General features: G+C 74.9%; 19 protein-coding genes and 1 pseudogene. 13 read left to right on the top strand and 7 right to left on the bottom strand.

Annotated features, from left to right (window positions below; all coding sequences use genetic code 11):
• Window positions 1–106: 106 nt before the first annotated feature.
• On the top strand, window positions 107–421 hold the full coding sequence (locus tag ABFY03_RS06040) for a hypothetical protein (protein WP_319013026.1): 315 nt from the start codon (window positions 107–109) through the stop codon (window positions 419–421).
• On the opposite strand, the gene ABFY03_RS06035 is transcribed toward ABFY03_RS06040, so the two are convergent.
• The 5 genes from ABFY03_RS06035 to ABFY03_RS06015 all read right to left on the bottom strand — a co-directional run bounded on the left by ABFY03_RS06035 (window position 411) and on the right by ABFY03_RS06015 (window position 5,454).
• Entirely contained in the window at window positions 411–1,544 is a 1,134-nt protein-coding gene (locus ABFY03_RS06035) for an NAD(P)-binding domain-containing protein (RefSeq protein WP_346172208.1), read from the bottom strand. The two genes, ABFY03_RS06040 and ABFY03_RS06035, sit on opposite strands and share 11 nt — an antisense overlap.
• Window positions 1,545–1,651: 107 nt before the next feature.
• The gene (locus tag ABFY03_RS06030; RefSeq protein WP_319013027.1) at window positions 1,652–2,830 is read right to left on the bottom strand and encodes an LLM class flavin-dependent oxidoreductase; all 1,179 of its coding nucleotides are present in this window, start codon (window positions 2,828–2,830) and stop codon (window positions 1,652–1,654) included.
• A 3-nt stretch (window positions 2,831–2,833) separates the two neighbouring features.
• Window positions 2,834–3,871, bottom strand: a complete 1,038-nt coding sequence (locus ABFY03_RS06025) for an ABC transporter substrate-binding protein (RefSeq protein ID WP_346169391.1) — start codon at window positions 3,869–3,871, stop codon at window positions 2,834–2,836.
• 9 nt (window positions 3,872–3,880) lie between these two features.
• Complete coding sequence (locus ABFY03_RS06020) at window positions 3,881–4,615, bottom strand: ABC transporter ATP-binding protein (RefSeq protein ID WP_346169390.1); 735 nt, start codon at window positions 4,613–4,615, stop codon at window positions 3,881–3,883.
• Entirely contained in the window at window positions 4,588–5,454 is an 867-nt protein-coding gene (locus ABFY03_RS06015) for an ABC transporter permease (protein ID WP_386723557.1), read from the bottom strand. Before ABFY03_RS06015 ends, ABFY03_RS06020 begins: the two co-directional genes overlap by 28 nt.
• Before the next feature lie 320 nt (window positions 5,455–5,774).
• Here ABFY03_RS06015 and ABFY03_RS06010 point away from each other — a divergent pair, with 320 nt between their 5' ends.
• Window positions 5,775–6,197: a YjbQ family protein gene (locus tag ABFY03_RS06010; RefSeq protein WP_319013031.1), complete on the top strand. Its 423-nt coding sequence runs from the start codon at window positions 5,775–5,777 to the stop codon at window positions 6,195–6,197.
• Window positions 6,198–6,503: 306 nt separating this feature from the next.
• Here the strand turns inward: ABFY03_RS06010 and ABFY03_RS06005 are convergent, their stop codons facing one another.
• Window positions 6,504–6,890 (bottom strand): DUF302 domain-containing protein, encoded by a 387-nt coding sequence (locus tag ABFY03_RS06005; RefSeq protein ID WP_319013032.1) that lies wholly within the window; start codon window positions 6,888–6,890, stop codon window positions 6,504–6,506.
• Between the two features lie 152 nt (window positions 6,891–7,042).
• On the opposite strand from ABFY03_RS06005, the gene ABFY03_RS06000 reads away from it, so the two are divergent.
• The 6 genes and pseudogenes from ABFY03_RS06000 (at window position 7,043) to ABFY03_RS05975 (ending at window position 13,345) form a co-directional block, all read left to right on the top strand.
• Window positions 7,043–7,702, top strand: coding sequence for a sulfite exporter TauE/SafE family protein (locus ABFY03_RS06000; protein WP_346169388.1), 660 nt, complete (start codon window positions 7,043–7,045; stop codon window positions 7,700–7,702).
• 72 nt (window positions 7,703–7,774) lie between these two features.
• Window positions 7,775–8,041 carry a metal-sensitive transcriptional regulator gene (locus ABFY03_RS05995; RefSeq protein WP_319013034.1) on the top strand — a complete coding sequence of 89 codons (267 nt, stop codon included), beginning with the start codon at window positions 7,775–7,777 and terminating at the stop codon, window positions 8,039–8,041.
• Window positions 8,042–8,653: 612 nt separating this feature from the next.
• The gene (locus ABFY03_RS05990) at window positions 8,654–9,133 is read left to right on the top strand and encodes a DedA family protein (RefSeq protein WP_319013036.1); all 480 of its coding nucleotides are present in this window, start codon (window positions 8,654–8,656) and stop codon (window positions 9,131–9,133) included.
• Between the two features lie 218 nt (window positions 9,134–9,351).
• Window positions 9,352–9,876, top strand: a pseudogene (locus ABFY03_RS05985) (ABC transporter ATP-binding protein); the annotation flags it as partial.
• A gap of 380 nt (window positions 9,877–10,256) precedes the next feature.
• Window positions 10,257–11,264: an ABC transporter substrate-binding protein gene (locus ABFY03_RS05980; RefSeq protein ID WP_346169386.1), complete on the top strand. Its 1,008-nt coding sequence runs from the start codon at window positions 10,257–10,259 to the stop codon at window positions 11,262–11,264.
• On the top strand, window positions 11,264–13,345 hold the full coding sequence (locus ABFY03_RS05975) for an iron ABC transporter permease (protein ID WP_346169385.1): 2,082 nt from the start codon (window positions 11,264–11,266) through the stop codon (window positions 13,343–13,345). The genes ABFY03_RS05980 and ABFY03_RS05975 overlap by 1 nt, the downstream gene beginning before the upstream one ends.
• A 28-nt stretch (window positions 13,346–13,373) precedes the next feature.
• Here ABFY03_RS05975 and ABFY03_RS05970 read toward each other — a convergent pair whose 3' ends face one another.
• The gene (locus ABFY03_RS05970; RefSeq protein WP_346169384.1) at window positions 13,374–14,891 is read right to left on the bottom strand and encodes an MFS transporter; all 1,518 of its coding nucleotides are present in this window, start codon (window positions 14,889–14,891) and stop codon (window positions 13,374–13,376) included.
• 192 nt (window positions 14,892–15,083) lie between these two features.
• Here ABFY03_RS05970 and ABFY03_RS05965 point away from each other — a divergent pair, with 192 nt between their 5' ends.
• The 5 genes from ABFY03_RS05965 to ABFY03_RS05945 are packed head-to-tail and all read left to right on the top strand — an operon-like array spanning window position 15,084 to window position 20,981.
• Entirely contained in the window at window positions 15,084–16,895 is a 1,812-nt protein-coding gene (locus ABFY03_RS05965) for an IucA/IucC family protein (RefSeq protein WP_346169383.1), read from the top strand.
• A gap of 12 nt (window positions 16,896–16,907) precedes the next feature.
• Window positions 16,908–18,449, top strand: a complete 1,542-nt coding sequence (locus tag ABFY03_RS05960) for a pyridoxal phosphate-dependent decarboxylase family protein (RefSeq protein ID WP_319013041.1) — start codon at window positions 16,908–16,910, stop codon at window positions 18,447–18,449.
• Entirely contained in the window at window positions 18,446–20,230 is a 1,785-nt protein-coding gene (locus ABFY03_RS05955; RefSeq protein ID WP_319013042.1) for an IucA/IucC family protein, read from the top strand. The genes ABFY03_RS05960 and ABFY03_RS05955 overlap by 4 nt, the downstream gene beginning before the upstream one ends.
• Complete coding sequence (locus tag ABFY03_RS05950) at window positions 20,227–20,811, top strand: GNAT family N-acetyltransferase (RefSeq protein WP_319013043.1); 585 nt, start codon at window positions 20,227–20,229, stop codon at window positions 20,809–20,811. Before ABFY03_RS05955 ends, ABFY03_RS05950 begins: the two co-directional genes overlap by 4 nt.
• Complete coding sequence (locus ABFY03_RS05945; RefSeq protein WP_346169382.1) at window positions 20,808–20,981, top strand: hypothetical protein; 174 nt, start codon at window positions 20,808–20,810, stop codon at window positions 20,979–20,981. Before ABFY03_RS05950 ends, ABFY03_RS05945 begins: the two co-directional genes overlap by 4 nt.
• The last annotated feature ends 24 nt before the right edge of the window (window positions 20,982–21,005 follow it).

The raw sequence follows: 21,005 nt of genomic DNA, 5'->3' as shown, positions 1-21,005 counted from the left end.
GCGCGGCACGTGGCCGCGTTCGGCGAGTCCGGAGGCGGCGGCCGAAGGGTTGGATATCGACCGATTTGCGAGGTATCGCGAGCGCGTGCGGCTCGTTGGGCAGCACATGAAGCAGCTCAGACGACGTCGCTGGATCTGGTCGCCCATCACCTCCTGGCAGGCCAGACGACTGGCCCGGATGACCGGGGTGGCCTTCGACGAAGCCTGGGTCGAGATCCGGCTGACCACCCATCCGGACGAGCGACATTTCGCCCTCGCGCACGACGTCCTCACCCAGGTCCTCCTCGCCCGGAGCGCCGTTCGCCTGGACGAGGGGGCGGGCTACGGGCCGGAGGCCGGCACGCGGTGCGTGCCGGAGACGGGACCGCGGTACGCGCCGCAGGGGGCGTGGCGGTCGCGCGACGGTTCGCTCAGACCGTGACCGGCCGGCGCACCGGCTCCGCGCCGCGCTCCTCGTCGAGCTCCTCGCCGTGCTCCTCCTCGCGCACCTCTTCGCGTGCGAGGAGACGGCGGATCTCGTTCACCGCGGCGCGCCCCGCCCGGTTGGCGCCGACGGTCGAGGCCGAGGGGCCGTAACCCACCAGGTGGACGCGCTCGTCCAGGACGGCGCGGGTCCCCTCCACCTGGATGCCGCCGCCCGGAGCCCGCAGCCGCAGCGGGGCCAGGTGGTCGATGGCCGGCCGGAAGCCGGTCGCCCACAGGATCACGTCCGCGTCGACCGTGCGGCCGTCCGCCCAGACGGCGCCGGTCGGCGTGATCCGTTCGAACATCGGCTGCCGGTCGAGGACGCCGTCGGCGAGTCCCGCGCGGATGGCGTCGTTCAGCGGCAGCCCGGTCACGGAGACCACGCTGCGCGGCGGCAGCCCCTGTCGTACCCGCTCCTCGACCAGGGCGACGGCCGCGCGGCCCTCGGCCTCGCCGAAGGGGCCTTCGCGGAAGACCGGCTCGCGCCGGGTCACCCAGGTCGTCGCGGCGGCGTGCCCGGCGATCTCCAGCAGGTGCTGGGTGGCCGAGGCGCCGCCGCCCACCACGATCACCCGCCGGCCGGCGAACGCCTCGGGCCCCGGGTACCGCGCGGTGTGCAACTGGAGCCCCCGGAAGGTCTCCTGGCCGGGATAGCGGGGCCAGAACGGCCGGTCCCAGGTGCCCGTGGCGTTGATCAGCGCCCGCGTCGTGTAGACCCCCTCCGAGGTCTCCACCCGCAGCCGGCCGCCCTCGCCCTCGCGTACGGCGGACACGTCCACGGGCCGGTGCACCCGCAGGCCGAAGTCCCGTTCGTACGCGTCGAAGTAGGCGCCGATCACCTCGGAGGAGGGGCGGGCGGGATCGGCCCCGGTCAGCTCCATGCCCGGCAGGGAGTGCATCCCGTGCACCTTGCCGTAGGTCAGCGACGGCCAGCGGAACTGCCAGGCACCGCCGGGGCGCGGCGCGTGGTCGAGGACGACGAAGTCCCGGTCCGGCTCCAGCCCGACCCGTCGCAGGTGGAAGGCGGCGGAGAGGCCCGCCTGCCCGGCCCCCACGACCACGACGTCCACGGCGCGCACCGCCTCCGCGCCCGTACCGACCACGTCGCCACCCGCGACCACCGAATCGTTCACGTTTCTACTAACGGGGGCGGGGGCCCGGATCTTCCCGCCCCCGCCCCCCTCGGCTAGCGACCGCCCCCGATCCCGGCCACCCCGCCGGCGAGCAGCGGAGACGCCGGCACCGTGCTCAGCAGGCCACGCTCCGCGAGCAGCGGAGTCACGCCCTCGCCGAACCAGTACGCCTCCTCCAGATGCGGGTAGCCGGAGAGCACGAAGTGCTCCACGCCGAGGTCGTGGTACTCCTCGATGCGGTCGGCCACGTCCGCGTGACTGCCGACGAGCGCCGTGCCGGCCCCGCCCCGCACCAGCCCCACGCCCGCCCACAGGTTGGGCGCGATCTCCAGCCGGTCCCGTTCCAGCGAGCCGCCCCGGTGCAGGGCGAGCATCCGCTGCTGGCCCACCGACTCGCTGCGGCCGAGCAGCTCCTGCGCCGCCGCCACCGTCTCGGCGTCCAGGTCGGCGAGCAGCCGCTCGGCGGTCGCCCACGCCTCCCGGGAGGTGTCCCGCGAGATGGTGTGCAGCCGGATGCCGAAGCGCACGGTCCGGCCGCGTTCCTCGGCCAGCCCGCGGATCCAGTCGATCTTCTCCTTCACCTGCCACGGCGGCTCGCCCCAGGTCAGGTAGACGTCCGCGTGCTCGGCGGCGACCGGTCCGGCCGCCGCCGAGGAGCCGCCGAAGAACAGCTCCGGCAGCGGGTCCGGCGGCAGCGCGGTCAGCCCGCCCTCCACCTGGAAGTGCTCGCCCTGGAAGTCGTACGGCCGGCCGCTCCACACGCCCCGCACGACGGACAGGAACTCGGCGGTCCGCGCGTACCGCCGGTCGTGGTCCAGGTGGTCGCCGAACCGCCGCTGCTCGACGGAGTCGCCGCCGGTCACCACGTTGAGCAGCAGCCGACCGCGGGTGATCCGCTGGTAGGTCGCGGCCATCTGGGCGGCCAGCACCGGCGACAGCACCCCGGGCCGGAACGCCACCAGGAACTTCAGCCGCTCGGTGTGCTGCGCGAGCGCGACCGTCGTCAGCCAGGCGTCCTCGCACCAGGTGCCGGTCGGCGTCAGCACGGCCTCGAAGCCGAGTCGCTCGGCCGCCTTGGCGATCTGCGCCAGGTACTCGATGTCGGGGGCGCGGACCCCGGCGACCGCGCCCGCGCGGCTGCGGGTGATCCCGCCGTCGGTGTACGCGTGCCGGTCGACGAGGGTGCGCCCGTCGCCGCCGGTGGGCAGGAACCAGTGCAGGTGGACCGTCATGGGTCAGTCGTCCTTTCCGTAGGAGCGCGCCGGGGTGGTCGACGGCGGCAGGTCCTTGTCGAAGCGGTGGTCCACGAAGTCGGCGAAGCGGAACCGGTTCGGGATCAGGCCGAGCCCGGCGAAGGTGTCGGCGATCTTCTGCTCGGACGCGATCGCCGCCGCGTCGAGGGCGACCGGGATACGGGTGCCGTTGCTGCGCTTCACGGCGGCGAGGGCCACCTCGTACGGCAGCCCCGTCTCCTTCGCCCAGACCTTCGCCCACTCCTCGGGGTGGCCGAACACCCAGTCCTGGGCGCGCCGCAGCCGGTCGACGAAGTCGCCGACGGCCTTCGCCTTCTCCGCGTCCGCGAGCGCGGCGGGCGCGGCGACCTGGAAGCCGAGGCCGTTGACGACCCCGCGCCCGTCGGTGAGGACCCGCCCGGTACCGCTGTGCAGCACCTGCGAGGTGTACGGGTCCCAGACCGCCCAGGCGTCGACCTTCCCGCTGGTGAAGGCGGCGAGCGCGTCGGCCGGCTGCAACAGCGTGACCTGGACGTCCTTCAGCGTCAGCCCGGCCTTCTCCAGCGAGCCGATCAGCAGGAAGTGGGCCGAACTGCCCTGCGCCACCGCGACCTTCCTGCCCTTCAGGTCGCGGGCGGAGCGGAGCGGCGAATCCTTCGGGACGAGGATCGCCTCGCCCGCCGAGTCGCCGTGGGTCGCGGCGACCACGGTGATCTTCGAGCCGGCGCCGGCCGCGAAGACCGGCGGGGTGTTGCCGACGCCGCCGACGTCGACGGCGCCCGCGTTGATCGCCTCGAGGAGCGGTGGGCCGGAGGTGAAGGTGGACCATTTCACGCGGTAGGGGAGGTCGTCGAGTTCGCCGGCGGCGCGCAGGACGGCCTCGGCGCCGCCCTTCTGGTCGCCGACGTTCAGGACGAGGTCGCCCTTGCCGTCGGTGTTCCCGCCGGCGTCGGCCCCCGAGGCGGGCGTGCAGGCGGTCGCGGCGAGCAGCGCGAGCGGCAGGAGCAGCGCGGCGGCGAGGGTGTGACGGAGAGGCTTCACGGGAGACTCCTAGGAGTGTGTCGTGTCTGCGAACTTGGTCTCCCCGAAGCCGAGTTCGGCGAGCAGGTGACCGCGGAGGGCGGCGAACGCCGGGTCGGCGGGGGAGCGGGGGCGGTCGAGGCGGACCGGCGTGTCGTACGCGATGACGCCGTCGCGCATCACCAGCGCCCGGTCCGCGAGGAGCAGCGCCTCGTCCACGTCGTGGGTGACCAGGAGGACGGTGCAGCCGCGCCGCCGCCACAACTCGGCGACGAGCCGCTGTGCCTTGATCCTGGTCAGCGCGTCGAGCGCGCCGAACGGCTCGTCGAGCAGCAGCAGGTCCGGATCGCGTACCAACGCACGTGCGAGCGAGGCGCGTTGGGCCTCGCCCCCGGACAGGGTCTTGGGCCACACCTCGGCCCGGTGGGCGAGGCCGACCTCCTCCAGGGCGCGGTCGGCGACGGCCCGTTCCGGACGGCCCGGCAGGCCGAGGAGCACATTGCGCCAGACCCGCTTCCACGGCATCAGCCGCGGAGCCTGGAAGGCGACCGCGCGGCGGCGCGGCACGAGCACGGTGCCGGAGATCTCCCGGTCGAGCCCGGCGAGCACCCGCAGCAGGGTGGACTTCCCGCAGCCGCTGTGCCCCAGCAGGGCGGTGAACTGCCCCGGCTCCAGAGTGAGATCGAGCCCGTCGACGACCGGCCGGCCGTCGAAGGACCGGGTCAGGCCCCGGACGGTCACCGTCCGGTGAAGGTCGGTCGCCATTGCAGCAGCAGCCTTTCGAGAGTGCGGACGACGGCGTCGGCGAGGAGGCCGAGGAAGGCGTAGACGACGAGGCAGACCACGATCACGTCGGTGCGGAAGAACTCGCGCGCCTGGTTCATCAGGAAGCCGATCCCGGCGTCGGCGTTGATGGACTCCCCGAAGACGAGGGCCAGCCAGGCGGTGGCGAGCGCGTACCGCAGCCCCGTCATCGCGCCCGGCAGCGCGCCGGGCAGCACGACATGCCGCACGAGACCCCACCGCCCGAGCCCCAGCGACTGCCCGGCCTCGACGAGTTGGGCGTCGACGCCGCGGATGCCGGCGTACACGTTCAGATACAGGTGGAACGCTGTGCCCAGGGCGATCAGGGCGACCTTCGGGGCCTCGCCGATGCCCAGCCAGATGATCAGCAGCGGGATCAGGCCGACCCAGGGCACGGTCCGCAGCATCTGCACGGTGGCGTCGACGAGGTCCTCGCCGAGCCGGGAGAGCCCGGACAGCAGGGCGAGCGTGACCCCGACGGCCCCGCCGATCACCAGCCCGGCCGCGACCCGGCGGAGCGACACGCCCATCGCGGTCGGCAGGGTCCCGTCCGCGACGAGCGCGGCGGCGGACCGCGCGATCGTCCCGGGCGAGGCGAGCACCTCGGGCGCGAGCACGCCGGTGGCGCTGGACACCTGCCACACCAGCAGGAGCAGCAGGGGCCCGACGGCCCGCCGCAGCCAGCGCGGCACGACGGGCAGCCGACCGGACCGAGGGGCGGGGGTGAGGGATTCGACATCCGGAATGGCGGACATATCCGGCGGGTGGGTGGAAGGAGGGGGCGCGTGACCGACGGCCATGAGGACTCCGGAAAGGGAGGAACGGGGATACGCCCGACACCACCGCGGGCACCACCGCGCGCGGAAGGGCACGCGCGCGTGCGGCGACGGGGGTCAGAGCGTCAGAGAGAAGCCGGCCGGACGAAAGGCCGGCGGAGAGAAGGCGTCAGCAGCCGCGGGAACAGGTGGCGGAGGCCACCCGCAGCAGGTCGATGTGACCGCGCGTGGTGAGCAGGGCTGTACGCAACATGGCGCGAACGTAGCGACCCGCCGCCGACACGGTCAACGGTGTCTCGGAGCGTGGACGGGCGATCCTGCACCGCGGACGGCAGGATGACCCCATGTCACACTCCTTCACCACCCGCGTCCTCAGCCTCACCACCGGCTCCCGCGAGACGGTCACCGACCTCACCCGCGCCTGCGAGGACTTCCTGGCGGAGGCGGCGGCGGGCCGTGACGGCCTCCTCAACCTCTTCGTCCCCCACGCCACGGCAGGCCTCGCGGTCCTGGAGACCGGCTCCGGCAGCGACAGCGACCTCCTCGCCACCCTCCACCAGCTGCTCCCCGCCGACGACCGCTGGCAGCACCGCCACGGCACCCCCGGCCACGGCCGCGACCACGTCCTCCCCGCCTTCCTCCCGCCCCACGCCACCCTCCCCGTCCTCGCCGGCCGCCTCAGCCTGGGCACCTGGCAGTCGGTCTGCCTGGTCGACACGAACGTCGACAATCCGGACCGCCAAGTGCGGTTGTCGTTCCTCGGGTAGGGGTGGCTCCTGCGGCACTTGTAGGCAGGTCCAAGGCATCGGGACCGGAACCCGGTCCGTCGAGGCGCGGTTCGCGGACGACGTGAAGGGCGACTGCTGCGTCGACCTGCGGGCGACCGCCGGCTGGCTGTACGCGCCGCGGGCGCAGCGCAGTTTCGGCGCCGGCGTGCCCCGGTTCTCCTGCCGGTTCCGCACCGCGCCGCTCGTACCGGCGCAGGGCCACGACGGCATCGCCTTCGTCGCCCGCTCGACCTGCTCCCACCCGCTGCCGGGCGCGGAGGAGCAGGGGCGGGCACCCTCACCGCCTCACGTGAGGGCGGTGAGGGCGGCGTCGAGGCGGCGGGCCGCCTCGTCCGCCACCGGGGTCATGGCGTCGAGGCCGGTGAGCGTGACCAGGGTTGAGGGGTCGATCGCCTGCACGATGACCTGGTCGCCTTCGGCGCGGACGACGACGTTGCAGGGCAGCAGCAGTCCGATCGCGCGATCGGCGTCGAGGGCCTGGCGGGCGAGCGGCGGGTTGCACGCGCCGAGGATCAGGTAGGGCTCCATGGCGTGGCCGAGCTTCGCCTGGAGCGTGGCCTGGACGTCGATCTCCGTCAGGATGCCGAAGCCCTGGTCGGCGAGGGCGCGCCGGACCGCTTCCACGGTCTCGTCGAAGGTCCCCGCCAGGGTGACGGTGCGGGCGTAGGACATGGTCTCCACCTTGCTGTTCCGGGTGCCATCGGGGGGCCGCCCACGCGGCGTCGGGGCCGGGTGCGCACACGAGCATGATGCCCCTGAGCTCCTCCTCCGGCCGCGAACGACAGGCGTGTGAGGCCGGTCCCCGGTGTGATCCCTGAACGGATATGGTCGGCGCCTACGGGGGCGGACGCCTCGCGGCGTACGTCCCCGGCACCGGCCTCCTCGTCGCGTTCGCGCTGATGGCGCTCGCCACCGCCGTCGCCATGCTCCGCGGGCCCCGGGCGGCGAAGGCGGCCGGGCCCGCCCCGGCGGACGTGCCCGTCCGGCACGTGGTCGCCGTGGGTCTCGTCGTCGGGGCGGTCACCGGCCTGGTCGGCTCCGGCGGCGGATTCCTCGTCGTGCCGGCCCTCGCGCTGCTCGGCGGGCTGCCCATGAGCGCCGCCGTCGGCACCTCGCTCCTGGTCATCGCCCTGAACTCCCTGTCCGGGCTGGCCGGCCACCTCGCCGACGTCCGCGTCGACTGGCATCTGGTCCTCATGGTGACCGGCGCTGCCGTCGTCGGGAGCCTGATCGGCGGCCGGTTCGCCGGACGCGTCTCCCAGGACTCCCTGCGCACGGCGTTCGGCTGGTTCGTCGTCGTCATGGGCGTCCTCGTCCTCGGCCGGCAGCTGCCAGCCGCGATCTGGGCCCACCCGCTCACCTGGGCCGGCGCCGGGCTCGCCGGGGCGACCGCCGTGACCTGGGGCGTCGTCCGGGTGCGTCGTCCACGGCCCGTCGTGGACGCGCCCCGGGCGCGCTCCCGGGAATCGGCTGCGCGCTCCTGACGTTATACCCCGAGGGGTATCGCACCGGTCGACCGGTCGCGGGCCGAAGCCGGAGAGAGCAGGAGGAACCCCGTGAAGGTGGAAGAAGAGGCGGCGGCCGCGGTCCTCAACCGGCTGCGGCGGGCCCAGGGCCAGCTCGCGGGCGTCATCGCCATGATCGAGGCGGGCCGTGACTGCAAAGACGTCGTCACCCAGCTCGCGGCCGTCTCCCGGGCCCTGGACCGGGCCGGCTTCAAGATCGTCGCGAGCGGCATGCGCCAGTGTCTCGCCGAGAGCGAGGAGGGCGCGCCCCCCATGACCGAGCAGGAGCTGGAGAAGCTCTTCCTCACCCTCGCGTGACCCTCGCGACGGGCGCCTGCCTGGCGTCAGCCGGCGTCCGCCGCGGGCGGTTCGAGGGGGTCGTGGCCCACGTTCATGCCTTCCCTCGTCGCGCCTTCCCTCGTCGTGCCTTCCGTCGGGTCAGCGGCGGGCCGCTGCCTTCTCCTCGCCGCTCCTGGGCCACCGGAGCAGGGCTCCGACTCCGCCGGTCGGCGCGCCGTCCGCGCCGTCGCCGGGCAGGACGACCGCCTCGCCTCCGGCGGCGGCCGTGCTGAGGAGCAGGGCGTCGTCCCCCTCGCATGCTGCCGCGTGGCGCGTTCACCTCCCTGGTGGGCAAACCGGGGCTTTCCGGGTCTTCTGCCCGTCGGGCGGGGTCTCGCAGGGCGCCGGCTCGGCGGCCCGCCGTCGCCGTACGCGCGTTCGGCTAACCTGACTGTGCCGGGTGGACCCGGCCCGCCGCGTCAGGCCCGGGCCGCTGAGCCGCCCCGGTGGAGGCGGGGGACGGAGCGGGCGGAGGCGGAGCGAAGGTGACGGACGGAGACCGGGCGGCTGTCCGCCGTGGACCCGCTGGGGCGGCGCGCGCGGCACGGGCGACGCGGGCCACGGCCCGCGCGGCGACCCGGACGGGGCGCCGTGGATAAGATCGCGCTCACCGCCGCCGGCCTGTACGTCATCGTGCTCCTCCGGGCCGGGGGGACCTTCGCCGTCGGCTGGCTGGCCGGCGCCGGCGCCCGGCGCAGCAGGTTCGCCGGGCGGATCTCCTCCGCCCGCTTCCAGCGCGCCGAACGGGCCATCCAGCGCTGGGGCGCGCCGGTCGTCGCCGTCTCCTTCCTGACGGTCGGCTTCCAGACCGCGGCCAACTTCCTCGCCGGCAGCATGCGGATGCCGCTGCCGCGCTACCTCCCCGCCCTGTTCGTGGGCGGAGCGGCCTGGGCGCTGGTCTACGCGACGGCGGGGCTCGGTCTCCTCGCGGTGCTGGCGCGGCTCTTCGCCGAGCGGACGGCGCTCGGGGTGGCCGCGGTGGCGGTCCTGCTCCTCGGCGTGTGCGGCGCGGTGGTGTACGGCAGGCGGAGGGCGGCGCGGTCCCGCCGCGACGCCGAGCCCTCCGAGTGACGCCGGCTCCCGCGTGGTCCGGCCGCGCCGCATCGGCGGTGGCCCAAACCGCCTGCTCCGCAAGGGGGTTGCGGGTGCGTGGTGGGGCGCGTGGGAGTGCGGGAGGTCTCGACATGGTCACAAGCGGGGGAGGGGACTACGCGAACCGTTAGGCGTGCCTTACCTAAGTTGTATGGTGGCGCGGTCGGTTCCGGCGAGGGGAGGGAAGGGGGTGTCCCATGAATGATGTCCGCCTCGTGGCGAGTGACCTGGACGTCGGGCACGGCGGGCACACCGTGCTGAAGCGGGTGGGCCTGTCCTTACGGAGCGGTGAGATCACCGTCCTGGTCGGGCCCAACGGGTGCGGAAAGTCCACCCTGTTACGCACCGTGGCCGGTCTGCTGCCGCCGCTCGGCGGCGAGGTGCGGATCGACGGCGAGCCGCTGGGCTCCCTCGGCCGCCGGGCGCTCTCCCAGCGCCTCGCGTTTCTTCCCCAGTCCTCCCAGTCGCCCGCCGGTGTGACGGTCCGTGAGCTGGTACGCCACGGCCGGTACGCCCACCGCGGCGCCCTCGCCCGGCACACCGCCGAGGACACCGAGGCCGTCGACTGGGCCCTCGACGTCACCGACGCGCGCCCCCTGGTCGACCGTCGGCTCGACGAACTCTCCGGTGGCGAGCGCCAACGCGCCTGGCTCGCCATGGTGCTGGCGCAGCGGGCCGACATCCTCCTGCTCGACGAGCCCACCACCTACCTCGACATGCGGCACCAGTTCGACGTGCTCGACGTGGTGCGCCGGCTGGCCCGCGAGTACGGCATCGCCTGCGGGGTGGTCCTCCACGACCTGACGCAGGCGGCGGCCTACGCCGACGAGGTCGTCGTGGTCGCCGACGGCGGCGTCGCGGCGGCCGGCTCCCCGGCCGACGTCATCACCCCCGAGGTCATCGAACGGGCCTTCGGGCTGCGCGTCCATGTCGTCCGCGACCCCGCGACCGGGCACCTCGCCTGTTTCCCCCGGCGCGCCGAAGCCTCCGCCGCCTCCTGACTCCACGGCGTACGCCCCACGCGGCGGCTGTTCCGCCGACCGCGGCTTTCCGCACGGCCACGACACACCGGCACGTGCCGTACACACGGAAGAGAGACACCATGCAGAGAATGCTGCGCGCCCTCGTCACGGGCGGCGCCGCCCTCGCCCTCGCGCTCACCGCCGCCGGCTGCGGATCCGGCACGGTCGGCGAGTCGAACGACGGCTCCCCGGGCGGGAAGGCGACCGGGGACACCACCGCCACCGGCGCGATCACCGTCGACACCGCCCAGGGCGAGGTCTCGCTGGACAAGCCCGCGACGAAGGTCGTCACTCTGGAGTGGACGTACGCGGAGGAGCTCGTCGCCCTCGGCGTCGCCCCGGTCGGCAACGCGGACAACAAGGGCTACGCCACCTGGATCACCGCCGAGGGCGCCGACCTGCCGGCCCAGGTCACCGACGTCGGCAACCGCAACGAGCCCAGCCTGGAGAAGATCAAGGCGCTCCAGCCCGATCTGATCGTCGTCGACGACGACCGCTCCAAGGCCCATCTGAAGCAGCTCCGGGCCATCGCGCCCGTCCTGTCGTTCACGTACACCACCAAGCCCCAACTGGCCACGATGAAGAAGAACTTCACCGAGCTGGCCAAGGCCGTCGGCAGGGAGTCCAAGGCCGCCGAGGTGAGCGCCGGGATCGACACCAAGGCCGCAGAGCTCAAGGGCCGGCTCGACAAGGCCGGCAAGAGCGGCCTCACGTACGCCCTCGCGCAGGGCTTCACCGCCAACGGCGCCGCCTCCGTCCGGATGCTCGGCGACGACGCCATCTCCGCGCAGGTGCTGAACCTGGCCGGCCTCAAGAACGGCTGGAAGGGCCAGGCCGACGCCTGGGGCCTCACCACCGTCGGCGTCGAGGGCCTCACACAGGTCGAGAAGGACGCCACCTTCCTGTACGTCGCCGCGGTCAACGACAACCCGTTCACCGGCGACCTCGCCGGCAACGCGGTCTGGAAGGGCCTGGACTTCGTCAAGAACGACAAGGCGCTGCCGCTGGACCCCGGCACCTGGCTCTTCGGCGGACCGCTCTCCGCGCAGCACGTGCTCGACGAGACCGGCAAGGCCCTGAAGGTCTGATGGTCGCGGAAGGACTGAAGGCCGCCGCTCCGGCCGGTCCGCTCGGCCGCCGCCCACGGGCCCTGCTCGTGGGCGGCGGCCTGTCCCTCGCCCTGGCCGCGGTCGCGGTCGTCCACCTCGGCCTCGGGGCCTCCGGGGTCGGCCTCGGCGACATCCTGGACCTGCTCCTCGGCCACGGCGAGGCCCGCACCGAGGACGTCCTCCTCGGCAGCCGCCTGCCGCGCACCCTGACCGGCCTCGTCGTCGGCGTCGCCCTCGGCGTGTCCGGCGCGCTCGTCCAGGGCGCGACCCGGAACCCGCTGGCCGCCCCCGACACGCTCGGCGTCAACGCCGGCGCGTACTTCGCCGTGGTCCTCGTGGCGTACACCGGCATCGGCCTCGGTCCGGTCCCCGCCGGCGGCGCGGCCTTCCTGGGCGGGCTCCTCGCGGTCGGCCTGGTCTACCTGCTGACCAGCGGCGGCCTCCTGACCCCGGGCCGGGTGCTGCTCGCCGGCGCGACCGTCGCCCTGGCCGCCACCTCCGCCGCCGAGTTCCTCCAGATGCTCGACGTGCAGGCCACCCGCGGGCTGTTCTTCTGGGGCAACGGCACGCTGCTCCAGTCCGGTCTGGAACGGCCGCTCACCCTCGGCGCCGTCGTCGCCGTCGGCGTCCTGGCCGCACCGTTCCTGGCCCGGCCGCTGGACCTGCTGGCGCTCGGCGACGAGACCGCCCAGGCGATGGGCGTCCGCGTCGAACGGATCCGGCCCGCCGCCTTCCTGCTCGCGGTGCTGCTCTCCGCCGCCGCCGTCTCCCTCGCCGGACCGATCGGCTTCGTCGGCCTCATCGGCCCGGTCGTCGCCCGCCAGCTCGGCATGCGCGCCCACGCCCTGCTCATCCCGACGGCGGCGCTGCTCTCCGCCGCGCTGGTGCTCGGCGCCGACGCGGCCGCCCAGGTCGTCGTCACCCCGTCCGCCACCCAGCCCGCCGAGATCCCGGTCGGCGTCGTCACCGCCCTCATCGGCGGGCCGGTCTTCATGCTGCTCGCCCGCCGGGTGAGCACCGGCGACGCCGACACCGGCGCGGCCGTGGCGGTCTCCGACCGGCGCCGGGCGCCCGGCTACGCCGTCGCGCTGGGCGGCGGGCTGCTCGCCCTGGCCCTCGCGATGGCGGTGTCGCTGCGGGTCGGCGACGTCCCCGTCGGCTGGGGCCGGCTCGGCGCCTGGCTGACCGGCTCCGCCGATCAGCTCACCGAGGCCGTGGTCTCCTTCCGGCTGCCGCGCGTCCTGGTGGCCGCCACGGCCGGGGCCTGCCTCGCCGTCGCGGGGGCGGCCGTCCAGTCCGTCGTCCGCAATCCGCTCGCCGAACCCGGACTCGTCGGGGTCACCGGCGGGGCCTCGCTGGGAGCCGTCACCGTCATCCTGCTCGTCCCGTCGGCGCCGCTCGCCGCCCTTCCCGCGGCGGCCGGCCTCGGCGGCGTGCTGATGCTGGTGCTCGTGGTGCTGGTCGCCCGGGGCACCCGCGGCGGCGGCCGCGGCGGCATCGACCCCACCCGGGTCGTGCTCGTCGGCATCGGCGCGGCCGCCACCTCGATGGCGCTGGTCAACATCATGGTGGTGGGCGCCCAGATGAACATCGGGGCCGCGCTCGGCTGGCTCGCCGGCAGCACGTACGGCCGCGGTTTCGACGCCCTCGGCTGGCTCGCCCTGCCCGCCCTCGCCGCGCTGCTCCTGGTGATCGCCGCCCGGCCGGTCGACCTGCTCGCGCTCGGGGAGGAGCTGCCGCGCGCCCTCGGGCTCGACCTCGGGCGCGCCCGGCTCCTCGTCCTCGGCGCGGGCGCGGTGCTGGCCGCCGGTACCGCGGCGGCCGTCGGAGCGGTCGGCTTCGTCGGGCTCGTCGCCCCGCACCTGGCCCGCCGGGTGGTGGGCAACAGCGTCGCCCGCATGGTGCCGATGGCGGCCGTCCTCGGCGCGGTCCTGGTCGTCTCGGCCGACGCCCTGGGCCGCCGGCTGCTGGCCCCGACGGAGATCCCGGTCGGCATCGTCACCGCCCTCCTCGGCGCCCCCTACCTGGTCTGGCTGCTCCGCCGGACCCGGGAGGTCTGACCCGCCCCCCGTCCGGGCCGCCGGTGCCTCAGGAGGCGCGGGCGGCCCGGGCGCGGGGGCGCGGCTCCCGGACGGCGCCGGACGGACCGGGGTCGGGCCTGAGGGCGCGGGAGGCGGCCACGCCGAGCAGGCAGACCAGCGCGGCGGCCAGGCAGACGGCGGTGAAGGCACCGGAGAAGGCCGTCGTCGCCGGAGCCCGCAGGGCCGGCGCGAGGAGGTCGAACCGGCCGGTCTCGACGGCCTCACGCACCGGCGCGGCGGCCGTGGGACCGGCCCCGAGGCCGCTGTCCAGCCGGGCGGCGAACACCGCGCCGAAGACGGCCACGCCGGTGGCGGTGCCGAGCGGATAGCAGGCGTTCGTCAGCCCGGAGGCCATCCCGGCCCGCTCCTCGGGCACGGTCCCCACCGCCACGCCCATAAGGGGCGGGAAGATCACGGCCCCGCCCGCGCCCAGCAGCGCGAGCCCGGTGACCAGGACCGCCTGGCCGGTGCCGGCCCCCGCCAGGGCGAGGAGGAGCAGCCCGAGGCCCTGTGCGGCGAAGCCCGCGGCCACCAGCACGTGCGCGGGGAAGCGCTTCTGGAGTCCGTTCACGAACAGGCCGGTGATCAGCAGCCCGCCCGTCAGGGGCAGCAGGAGCAGGCCGGTGCGGAGCGGGGAGTACCCGTACGTGCTCTGCAGCCACAGGGTGAGGAAGGCCAGCATGCCCAGGCTGGACAGCCGGGCGAGGAAGCCGAGGACGGCGGCGCCCGAGAAGGCCCGGATCCGCAGCAGCGTCATGTCGACCAGCCCGCCGCCGCGCCGCTGTACGGCCACCAGGGCCGCGGCGAGCAGCACGCCCGCCCCGGCGGAGCCGAGCACCTCCGGCGCCGTCCAGCCGGCCTCGGGGCCGGTGACCAGCGGATAGTGCAGGGCGAGGAGGGTGCCGACGGCGAGCAGCGCGCCCGGGACGTCGACGCGCGGGCGGCCGTCGTCGGGCGCGGCGGCCCCGGGCATCCGGCGCAGCGCCCCGGCCACCACCAGCAGGCCGATGGGGACGTTGACCAGGAAGATCCACCGCCAGCCGAAACCGGTGACGAGGAGGCCGCCGACGATCGGTCCGAGCGCGCCGGCGGCCGAGGCGACGAGGGCGTACGCGGCGATCGCCGCCCGGCGCCGGGCACCGTCGTAGGCGGCGGCGATCAGGGCGAGGGTCGGCGCGAACACCATGGCCCCGCCGAGGCCCTGGGCGGTCCGGGCGGCGATGAGGGCGCCGGCGTCCGGGGCGAGGCCGCAGGCGGCGGAGGCGAGCGTGAAGAGGACCATTCCGGCCGTGAAGACGGCGCGGCGGCCGAGCCGGTCGGACAGGGCGCCGGCGGTGAGCAGCAGCGCGCCGAAGGCCAGCGAGTACGCGGACACCGTCCACTGCACCCGGTCCAGGCCGGTCTCCAGGTCGCGTGCGACGTCGGAGAGCGCGACGTTCACGACGGTCACGTCCAGGGTCATCATGACGCCGCCGGCGCTGACGAGCGCGAAGGTCCATCGGGGGTCGTGCCGTCGGGAGGACACCGGTGAGAACACCTCCGGGAGCGGTCGGGTCGAGCCGCTCCGGGCGGCGGGGCTCGTCGCCTCGGGCGTCAACTCGCCTTCTGTGGCCGAAAGTTGAGCTTGCTCATTAGGTAAGGCTTACCTAATGTAGCGGCCGTTTGGGCGTCCCGTCGCCCGAACGGACCGAATCCAGACAGACACCGGAGCCGCCCGATGACCCACCCCGCCGACCACCCCGTGCCCGCGCTGCCCGACGTGGCCCCGGCCGCCTGGCGCGAGGCCAACAGGCGCCTGCTCGCCAAGGCGATCGGCGAATGGTGTTTCGAGGACATGCTGAAGGCGGAGGACGCCGGCGACGGGGAGTACCGCGTCGGCCTCGCCAGCGGGACCACCTACGCCTTCCGCGCCCGCCCCGGCGCCTTCGGCTGGCTCCGGGTCGACCCCGACTCGATCACCCGCACCGCCACCAGCATGCTCGGCAACTCCATCGCCCAACCCGCCTGGGACGCCCTGCAGTTCCTCATGGAGGCCGCCACCACCCTCGACAGCGACCCCTCCACCCTCGCCACCTACTTCACCGAGCTCTCCGCCACCCTCGCCGTCGACGCCGCCCGCCTCACCCACGGCGGCGAGACCGCCGCCGAACTGCGGGCCCTCGACCACGCCGAGCTGGAGTGCCGCATGACCGGGCACAACCTCCTCGTCGCCAACAAGGGGCGCATCGGCTTCTCGGCCACCGACGTCCGCGCCTACGCCCCCGAGTCCGCCCGGACCCTGCACCTCCTGTGGGTCGCCGTCCACCGCGGCCTCGCCGAGTTCCGTGGCACCTCGGAACTGTCCGAAAAAAGCGTCCTGGAAAGGGAGTTGGACGAGGAGACCCGGACCCGCTTCACGGCGGTCCTGACCGCGGCGGGCGTCGACCCGCAGGGCTACGTCTGGATGCCCGTGCACCCCTGGCAGTGGGACCACGCCGTGCAGACCCTGCACGCCGCCGACGTGGCCCAGCGCCGGATCATCCCGCTCGGCGAGAGCCCCGACGCGTACCTGCCCGGCCAGTCCATCCGGACGATGGCCAACGTCACCACGCCCGACCGGTACGACGTCAAACTCCCGCTGAAGATCCTCAACACCCTGGTCTGGCGCGGCATCCCGCCGCACTGCACCATGGGCGCCCCCGTCGTCACCCAGTGGCTGCGCGGACTCGTCGAGCGCGACCCGTTCCTCACCGACGAGTGCCGGACCGCCTTCCTCGGCGAGGTCGCCTCCGTGACGGTCCGCCACCCCTACCTCTCCACCCTCGAGCAGGCGCCGTACCAGCACCTGGAGACCCTGGGCTGCATCTGGCGCGACTCCGTCTCGGCCCGCCGGGACCCCGGCGAACGGGTCCGCACCTTCGCCTCGCTCCTGCACGTCGACAGCGCCGGCACCGCCTTCGTCGCCGAACTCGTCCGCACCTCCGGCCTCGACCCGGAGGAGTGGCTGCGGCGCCTCTTCGACACCCTCCTCGTGCCGGTCATGCACGTGCTCTACCGGTACGGCGTCACCTTCAACCCGCACGGCCAGAACACCCTCATCGGCTACGACGACCACGACGTCCCGGCCCGGCTCTACCTCAAGGACTTCGTCGACGACGTCTGCGTCTCCTTCACCGACGTCCCCGAACGCGGCCCCGAGCCCGACGGCCACGACCACGTGCTGCCCCGCAAACACCCCTCCGTCATCAAGCAGCACGTGGTCGACCAGGTCTTCGTCGGCCACTTCCGCTATCTGGCGCCCCTCTGCGCCGACCAGCTCGGCGTCCCCGAGAAGACCTTCTGGCGACTGGTCCGGCAGACGATCCTCGACTTCCAGAAGCGCTTCCCCGAGCTGGCGGAACGATTCGCCGAATACGACCTGCTCACCCCCGAGATCCCCCGCTACGGGCTCAACCGCGACCGCGTCGTCGTCACCCGCTACGGCGACCGCGCCCTGCGCCACGCGCTGTTCCCGAACGGCACCCACCCCAACCCGCTCGCAGAAGGCTGAGGAGCACCGGCCGTGACACCCCCGACCCGCACCCTGCCCGCACGGACCGACCCGCAGCCGCCGCTCCTCGCCGGCTCCCGCGCCGGCCTCGCCGACGTCCTCGCCCGCCTGGACGGTGCCGTCGACGCCGCCGCCAAGGCCCGCCGCCCCCTCGGCCCGCTCCCCGCCGGCACACCCACCGAGGTGCTCGCCGCCGCCGCGCACGCGCTCGGCCCGGCCGAACTCCCCGCCGAAGGACTCGGCGCCGACGCCGCCCTCGGCCTGCTCGCCACCGTCCTCGTCGAGCACGGCATCGACCTGTCCCACCCCCGCGCCGCCGCCCACCTCCAGCCGCCCGCGCTGTCGGTCGCGGTCGCCGCCGACGTCCTCGCGAGCGCCGGCAACGCCTCCCTCGACACCTACGACTCCGGCCCCTCCGCCCTCGCCGTCGAACGCTGGCTCATCGGCGCCCTGACCGGCCTCGCCGGACTCGGCGAGCGCGCCGACGGCGTCCTCACCCCGGGCGGCTCCCTCTCCAACCTGATGGGGCTGCTCCTCGCCCGTGACGCCGCCGCCCACCGGCGCGGCATCGACGCCCGCGACCAGGGCGTCGCCGCCCTGCCCGGACCGGTCGTCTTCTGCTCCGAACTCGCCCACTTCTCCACCCACCGGGCCTGCGCCGCCCTCGGACTCGGCGAGGCCGCCGTCCACCCCGTCCCCGTCGACGACCGGCGCCGCATGCGCCCCGACGCCCTGCGCGCCGCCCTCGGCGCACTCGGCCCCGACCGCACCCCCGTCGCCGTCGTCGCCACCGCCGGCACCACCGACTTCGGCTCCGTCGACCCCCTCCCGCAGATCGCCGAGATCGCCGCCGGACACGGCATGTGGACGCACGTCGACGCCGCCTACGGCTTCGGTGCCCTCTTCTCCGACCGGCTCGCCGACCGCCTCGCCGGCCTGGAACTGGCCGACTCGATCACCCTCGACCTGCACAAGATCGGCTGGCAGCCGGCCGCCGCCGGCGTGCTCCTCGTCTCCGACACCACCGCCTTCACCGCCCTCGACCGCCAGGTCGCCTACCTCAACCCCGTCGACGACTCCGAGGCCGGCTACGACGGACTGCTCGGCCGCAGCCTCCAGACCACCCGGCGCCCCGACGCCGTGAAGGCCGCCGCCACCCTCCTCACCTACGGCCGCGCCGGCCTGGGCCGGATGGTCGACACCTGCCACGACCTCGCCCGGCACGCCGAACGCCGCATCCAGGCCGAGCCCGAGCTCGAACTGGTCGCCCCCGCCGAACTCACCACCGTCCTCTTCCGCCACCGCACCGCCGACCCGGCCGCCGCCGACGCCTTCAACGCCGCCCTCCGCCGCCACCTCCTGGAGACCGGCACCGCGCTCATCGGACGCACCGAGGCCGCCACCGACGGCCCCGGCACGCCCAAGCGGGTCTGCCTGAAGTTCACCCTGCTCAACCCCACCGCCACCACCGACGACATCGACGCCCTCGTGGACGCCGTCCTCGACGCCGGCCGCACCTGCGCACGACTCATCAAGGAGGACGACGCCGCATGAGCACCACCACCACGGCGCCCCCCACCCAGGCCGACCCCCTGCACGCCCGAGACGCCCGCGGCGCCTCCGAACACGCCCACATCGAGGCGCTGTTGCGCTGCTGGCTGCGCGAGACCCACACCCCCGTCGCCGCCGGCCCCCTCCGGGTCGAGCTGCCCACCGCGGGACTGGCCCTCGTCACCGAGGTCACCCACCGCTCGCCCACCGGCTGGCACCGCTTCGGCCCCACCCGTCTCGAGGGCCCCGGCGGCCCGCTCGGCGACACCGCCGACCCGGTGACCGCCGTCGCCCTGCTCTCCACCGAGGCCGCCGTGCGCGGCGGCGGCCGGCCCGGGGGAGTCCCCGCCGGAGAGGTCGCCGACCTCGTCGAGCGCACCGCCGAATCCGTCCGCAGGGTCGCCGCGTTCATCGACGACCGCCGCGCCCACCCCGCGCCGCCGCCCGGCGTGGACGGCTTCCTCGACGCCGAACAGTCCCTCCTCCTCGGCCACCTGAACCACCCCGCGCCCAAGAGCCGGGACGGCGTCTCCGACCACGACGCCCGCGCCTTCTCGCCCGAACTGCGCGGCTCCTTCCGGCTGCACTGGTTCGCCGCCGACCCCTCCGTGGTCTCCCACGACGCCGTCGACGGCGCGCCCTCGCTGGCCGGCCGCGACGCCGTCGCCCTCCTCGCCGACCTCGCCGGACACCGCCCCGACGACGGCCGGGTGCTCATCCCCGCCCACCCCTGGCAGGCCCGCGACCTGGCCCACCGGCCCCGCGTCCGGGCGCTCCTCGCCTCCGGCGCCCTGGAACCGCTCGGCGAGCTCGGCCCCGCCTGGTGGCCGACGTCCAGCGTGCGGACCGTCTACCGGCCGGACGCCGACGTGATGCTGAAGCTCTCCCTCGGACTGCGGCTCACCAACTCGCGCCGCGAGTCCACCCGTACCGAACTCCGCCGCGGACTGGAGATCAACCGCCTCCTCGACGCCGGACACGCGGACGACACTTTCGCCGCCCACCCGGGCTTCGCCATCACCCGCGACCCCGCCTGGATCGCCGTCGACGAACCGGGCCGCCCCGAGGGCCCCGAGGTCACCGGCCTCGACGTCGCCGTCCGCGAAGTCCCCCGGGACATCGACCGGTTGCGCTGCCTGGTGGGCCTCGTGGCGCCCCGCCCCGGCCTCGGCCGCAGCGCCCTCGGCGAGCTCGTCGCCACCCTCGGCCCCGGCGCGGCCGAGCGGTGGACGGCCGACTACACCGACCACGTCCTCGTCCCCATGCTCCACCTGTACGCCGCCACCGGCATCGGCCTGGAGGCCCACCAGCAGAACACCCTCGTCCGCCTGGACGAACGCGGCCGGGTCACCGGCGCAGCCTTCCGCGACAACCAGGGCTACTACCTGGCCGGTTCGCACCTGCCCGCGCTCCTGAAGCGGCTCGGCGCCGACACCTCCACCCTCGCCGTCGTCGACGACGCCCTGGTCGACGACCGGCTCTCGTACTACCTGCTGCGCAACCAGGCCCTGTCGGTCGTCGGCTGCCTCGCCGTCGACGGCCTCGCCGACGAGCGGAGACTGCTCGCCGTCCTCGCCGAACGGCTCCGCGCCGCGCTCCCCGCCCTCGCCGCGGCCGGCCCCGACGGCGACCGGCTCGCCCGCCGCTGGCTCACCGCGGACACCCTGCCGTGCAAGGGCAACCTGCTCACCCGGCTGCACGGCATCGACGAGGTCCTCGCCCCGCTCGATGCCCAGTCCGTCTACCTCGACGCCCCCAACCCCCTGCGGGAGGCCGCCCGATGAGCACCGTCGAGCAGGGCGGCGCCACCGTCCCCGGACCGCCGCTGCCCGTGCTGCCCGGCCGCTGGACGGCCCGCGTCGCCCGCGCCGAGGGCGCCGACCTGGACCTCGTGCACGGCTGGATGCAGGCCCCGCACATCGACGCGTACTGGCACCAGGCGTGGCCCCGCGAGCGCTGGCACGAGGAGATCGCCGGCCATCTGGCCGGCGACGCGATCCTGCCCGTCCTCGTCGACCTGGACGGCGAACCGCTCGCGTACATCGAGGTGTACCGGGTCTTACGGGACCGGCTCGCCGGCCACTACCCCGAGCTGCCCCACGACCTCGGCGTCCACATCGCCATCGGCGAGGCCGGGCGCACCGGGCGGGGCCTCGGCCGGACGCTGCTGCGGGCCCTCGCCGACGGCCTGCTCGCCGCGGACGCCGCCTGCACCCGCGTGGTCGCCGAGCCCGACGTGCACAACGGCCCCTCGCTCAGGGCCTTCGAGGCCGCCGGCTTCCGGCCCGCCGGCGAGGTCGCGTTCCCCGACAAGACCGCCGCCCTGATGATCCGCCCGCGCACGCCGCAGGACATGCCCCGATGAGCGGACCCGCCACCGACCACGGCGTCTCCGCCCCGAACCTCGACACCGGGGCCGTCCGCGACGCCACCATCCTGTACGCCGTCACCGGGCGCGAGGTCTACCGCCTGCCGCGGCGGAGCGCCTCCACCCGCTTCGAGGCCCTCGGGACGACGGCGCACGGCGGGGCCTGACGGTGGTCCCGCCCCCGCGGCGGC

This window comes from Streptomyces roseofulvus, from assembly GCF_039534915.1.
Lineage (GTDB): Bacteria > Actinomycetota > Actinomycetes > Streptomycetales > Streptomycetaceae > Streptomyces > Streptomyces roseofulvus.
The sequence above is the reverse complement of the archived record's forward strand: the minus strand, read 5'-3'. Positions and strand labels throughout refer to the sequence as shown.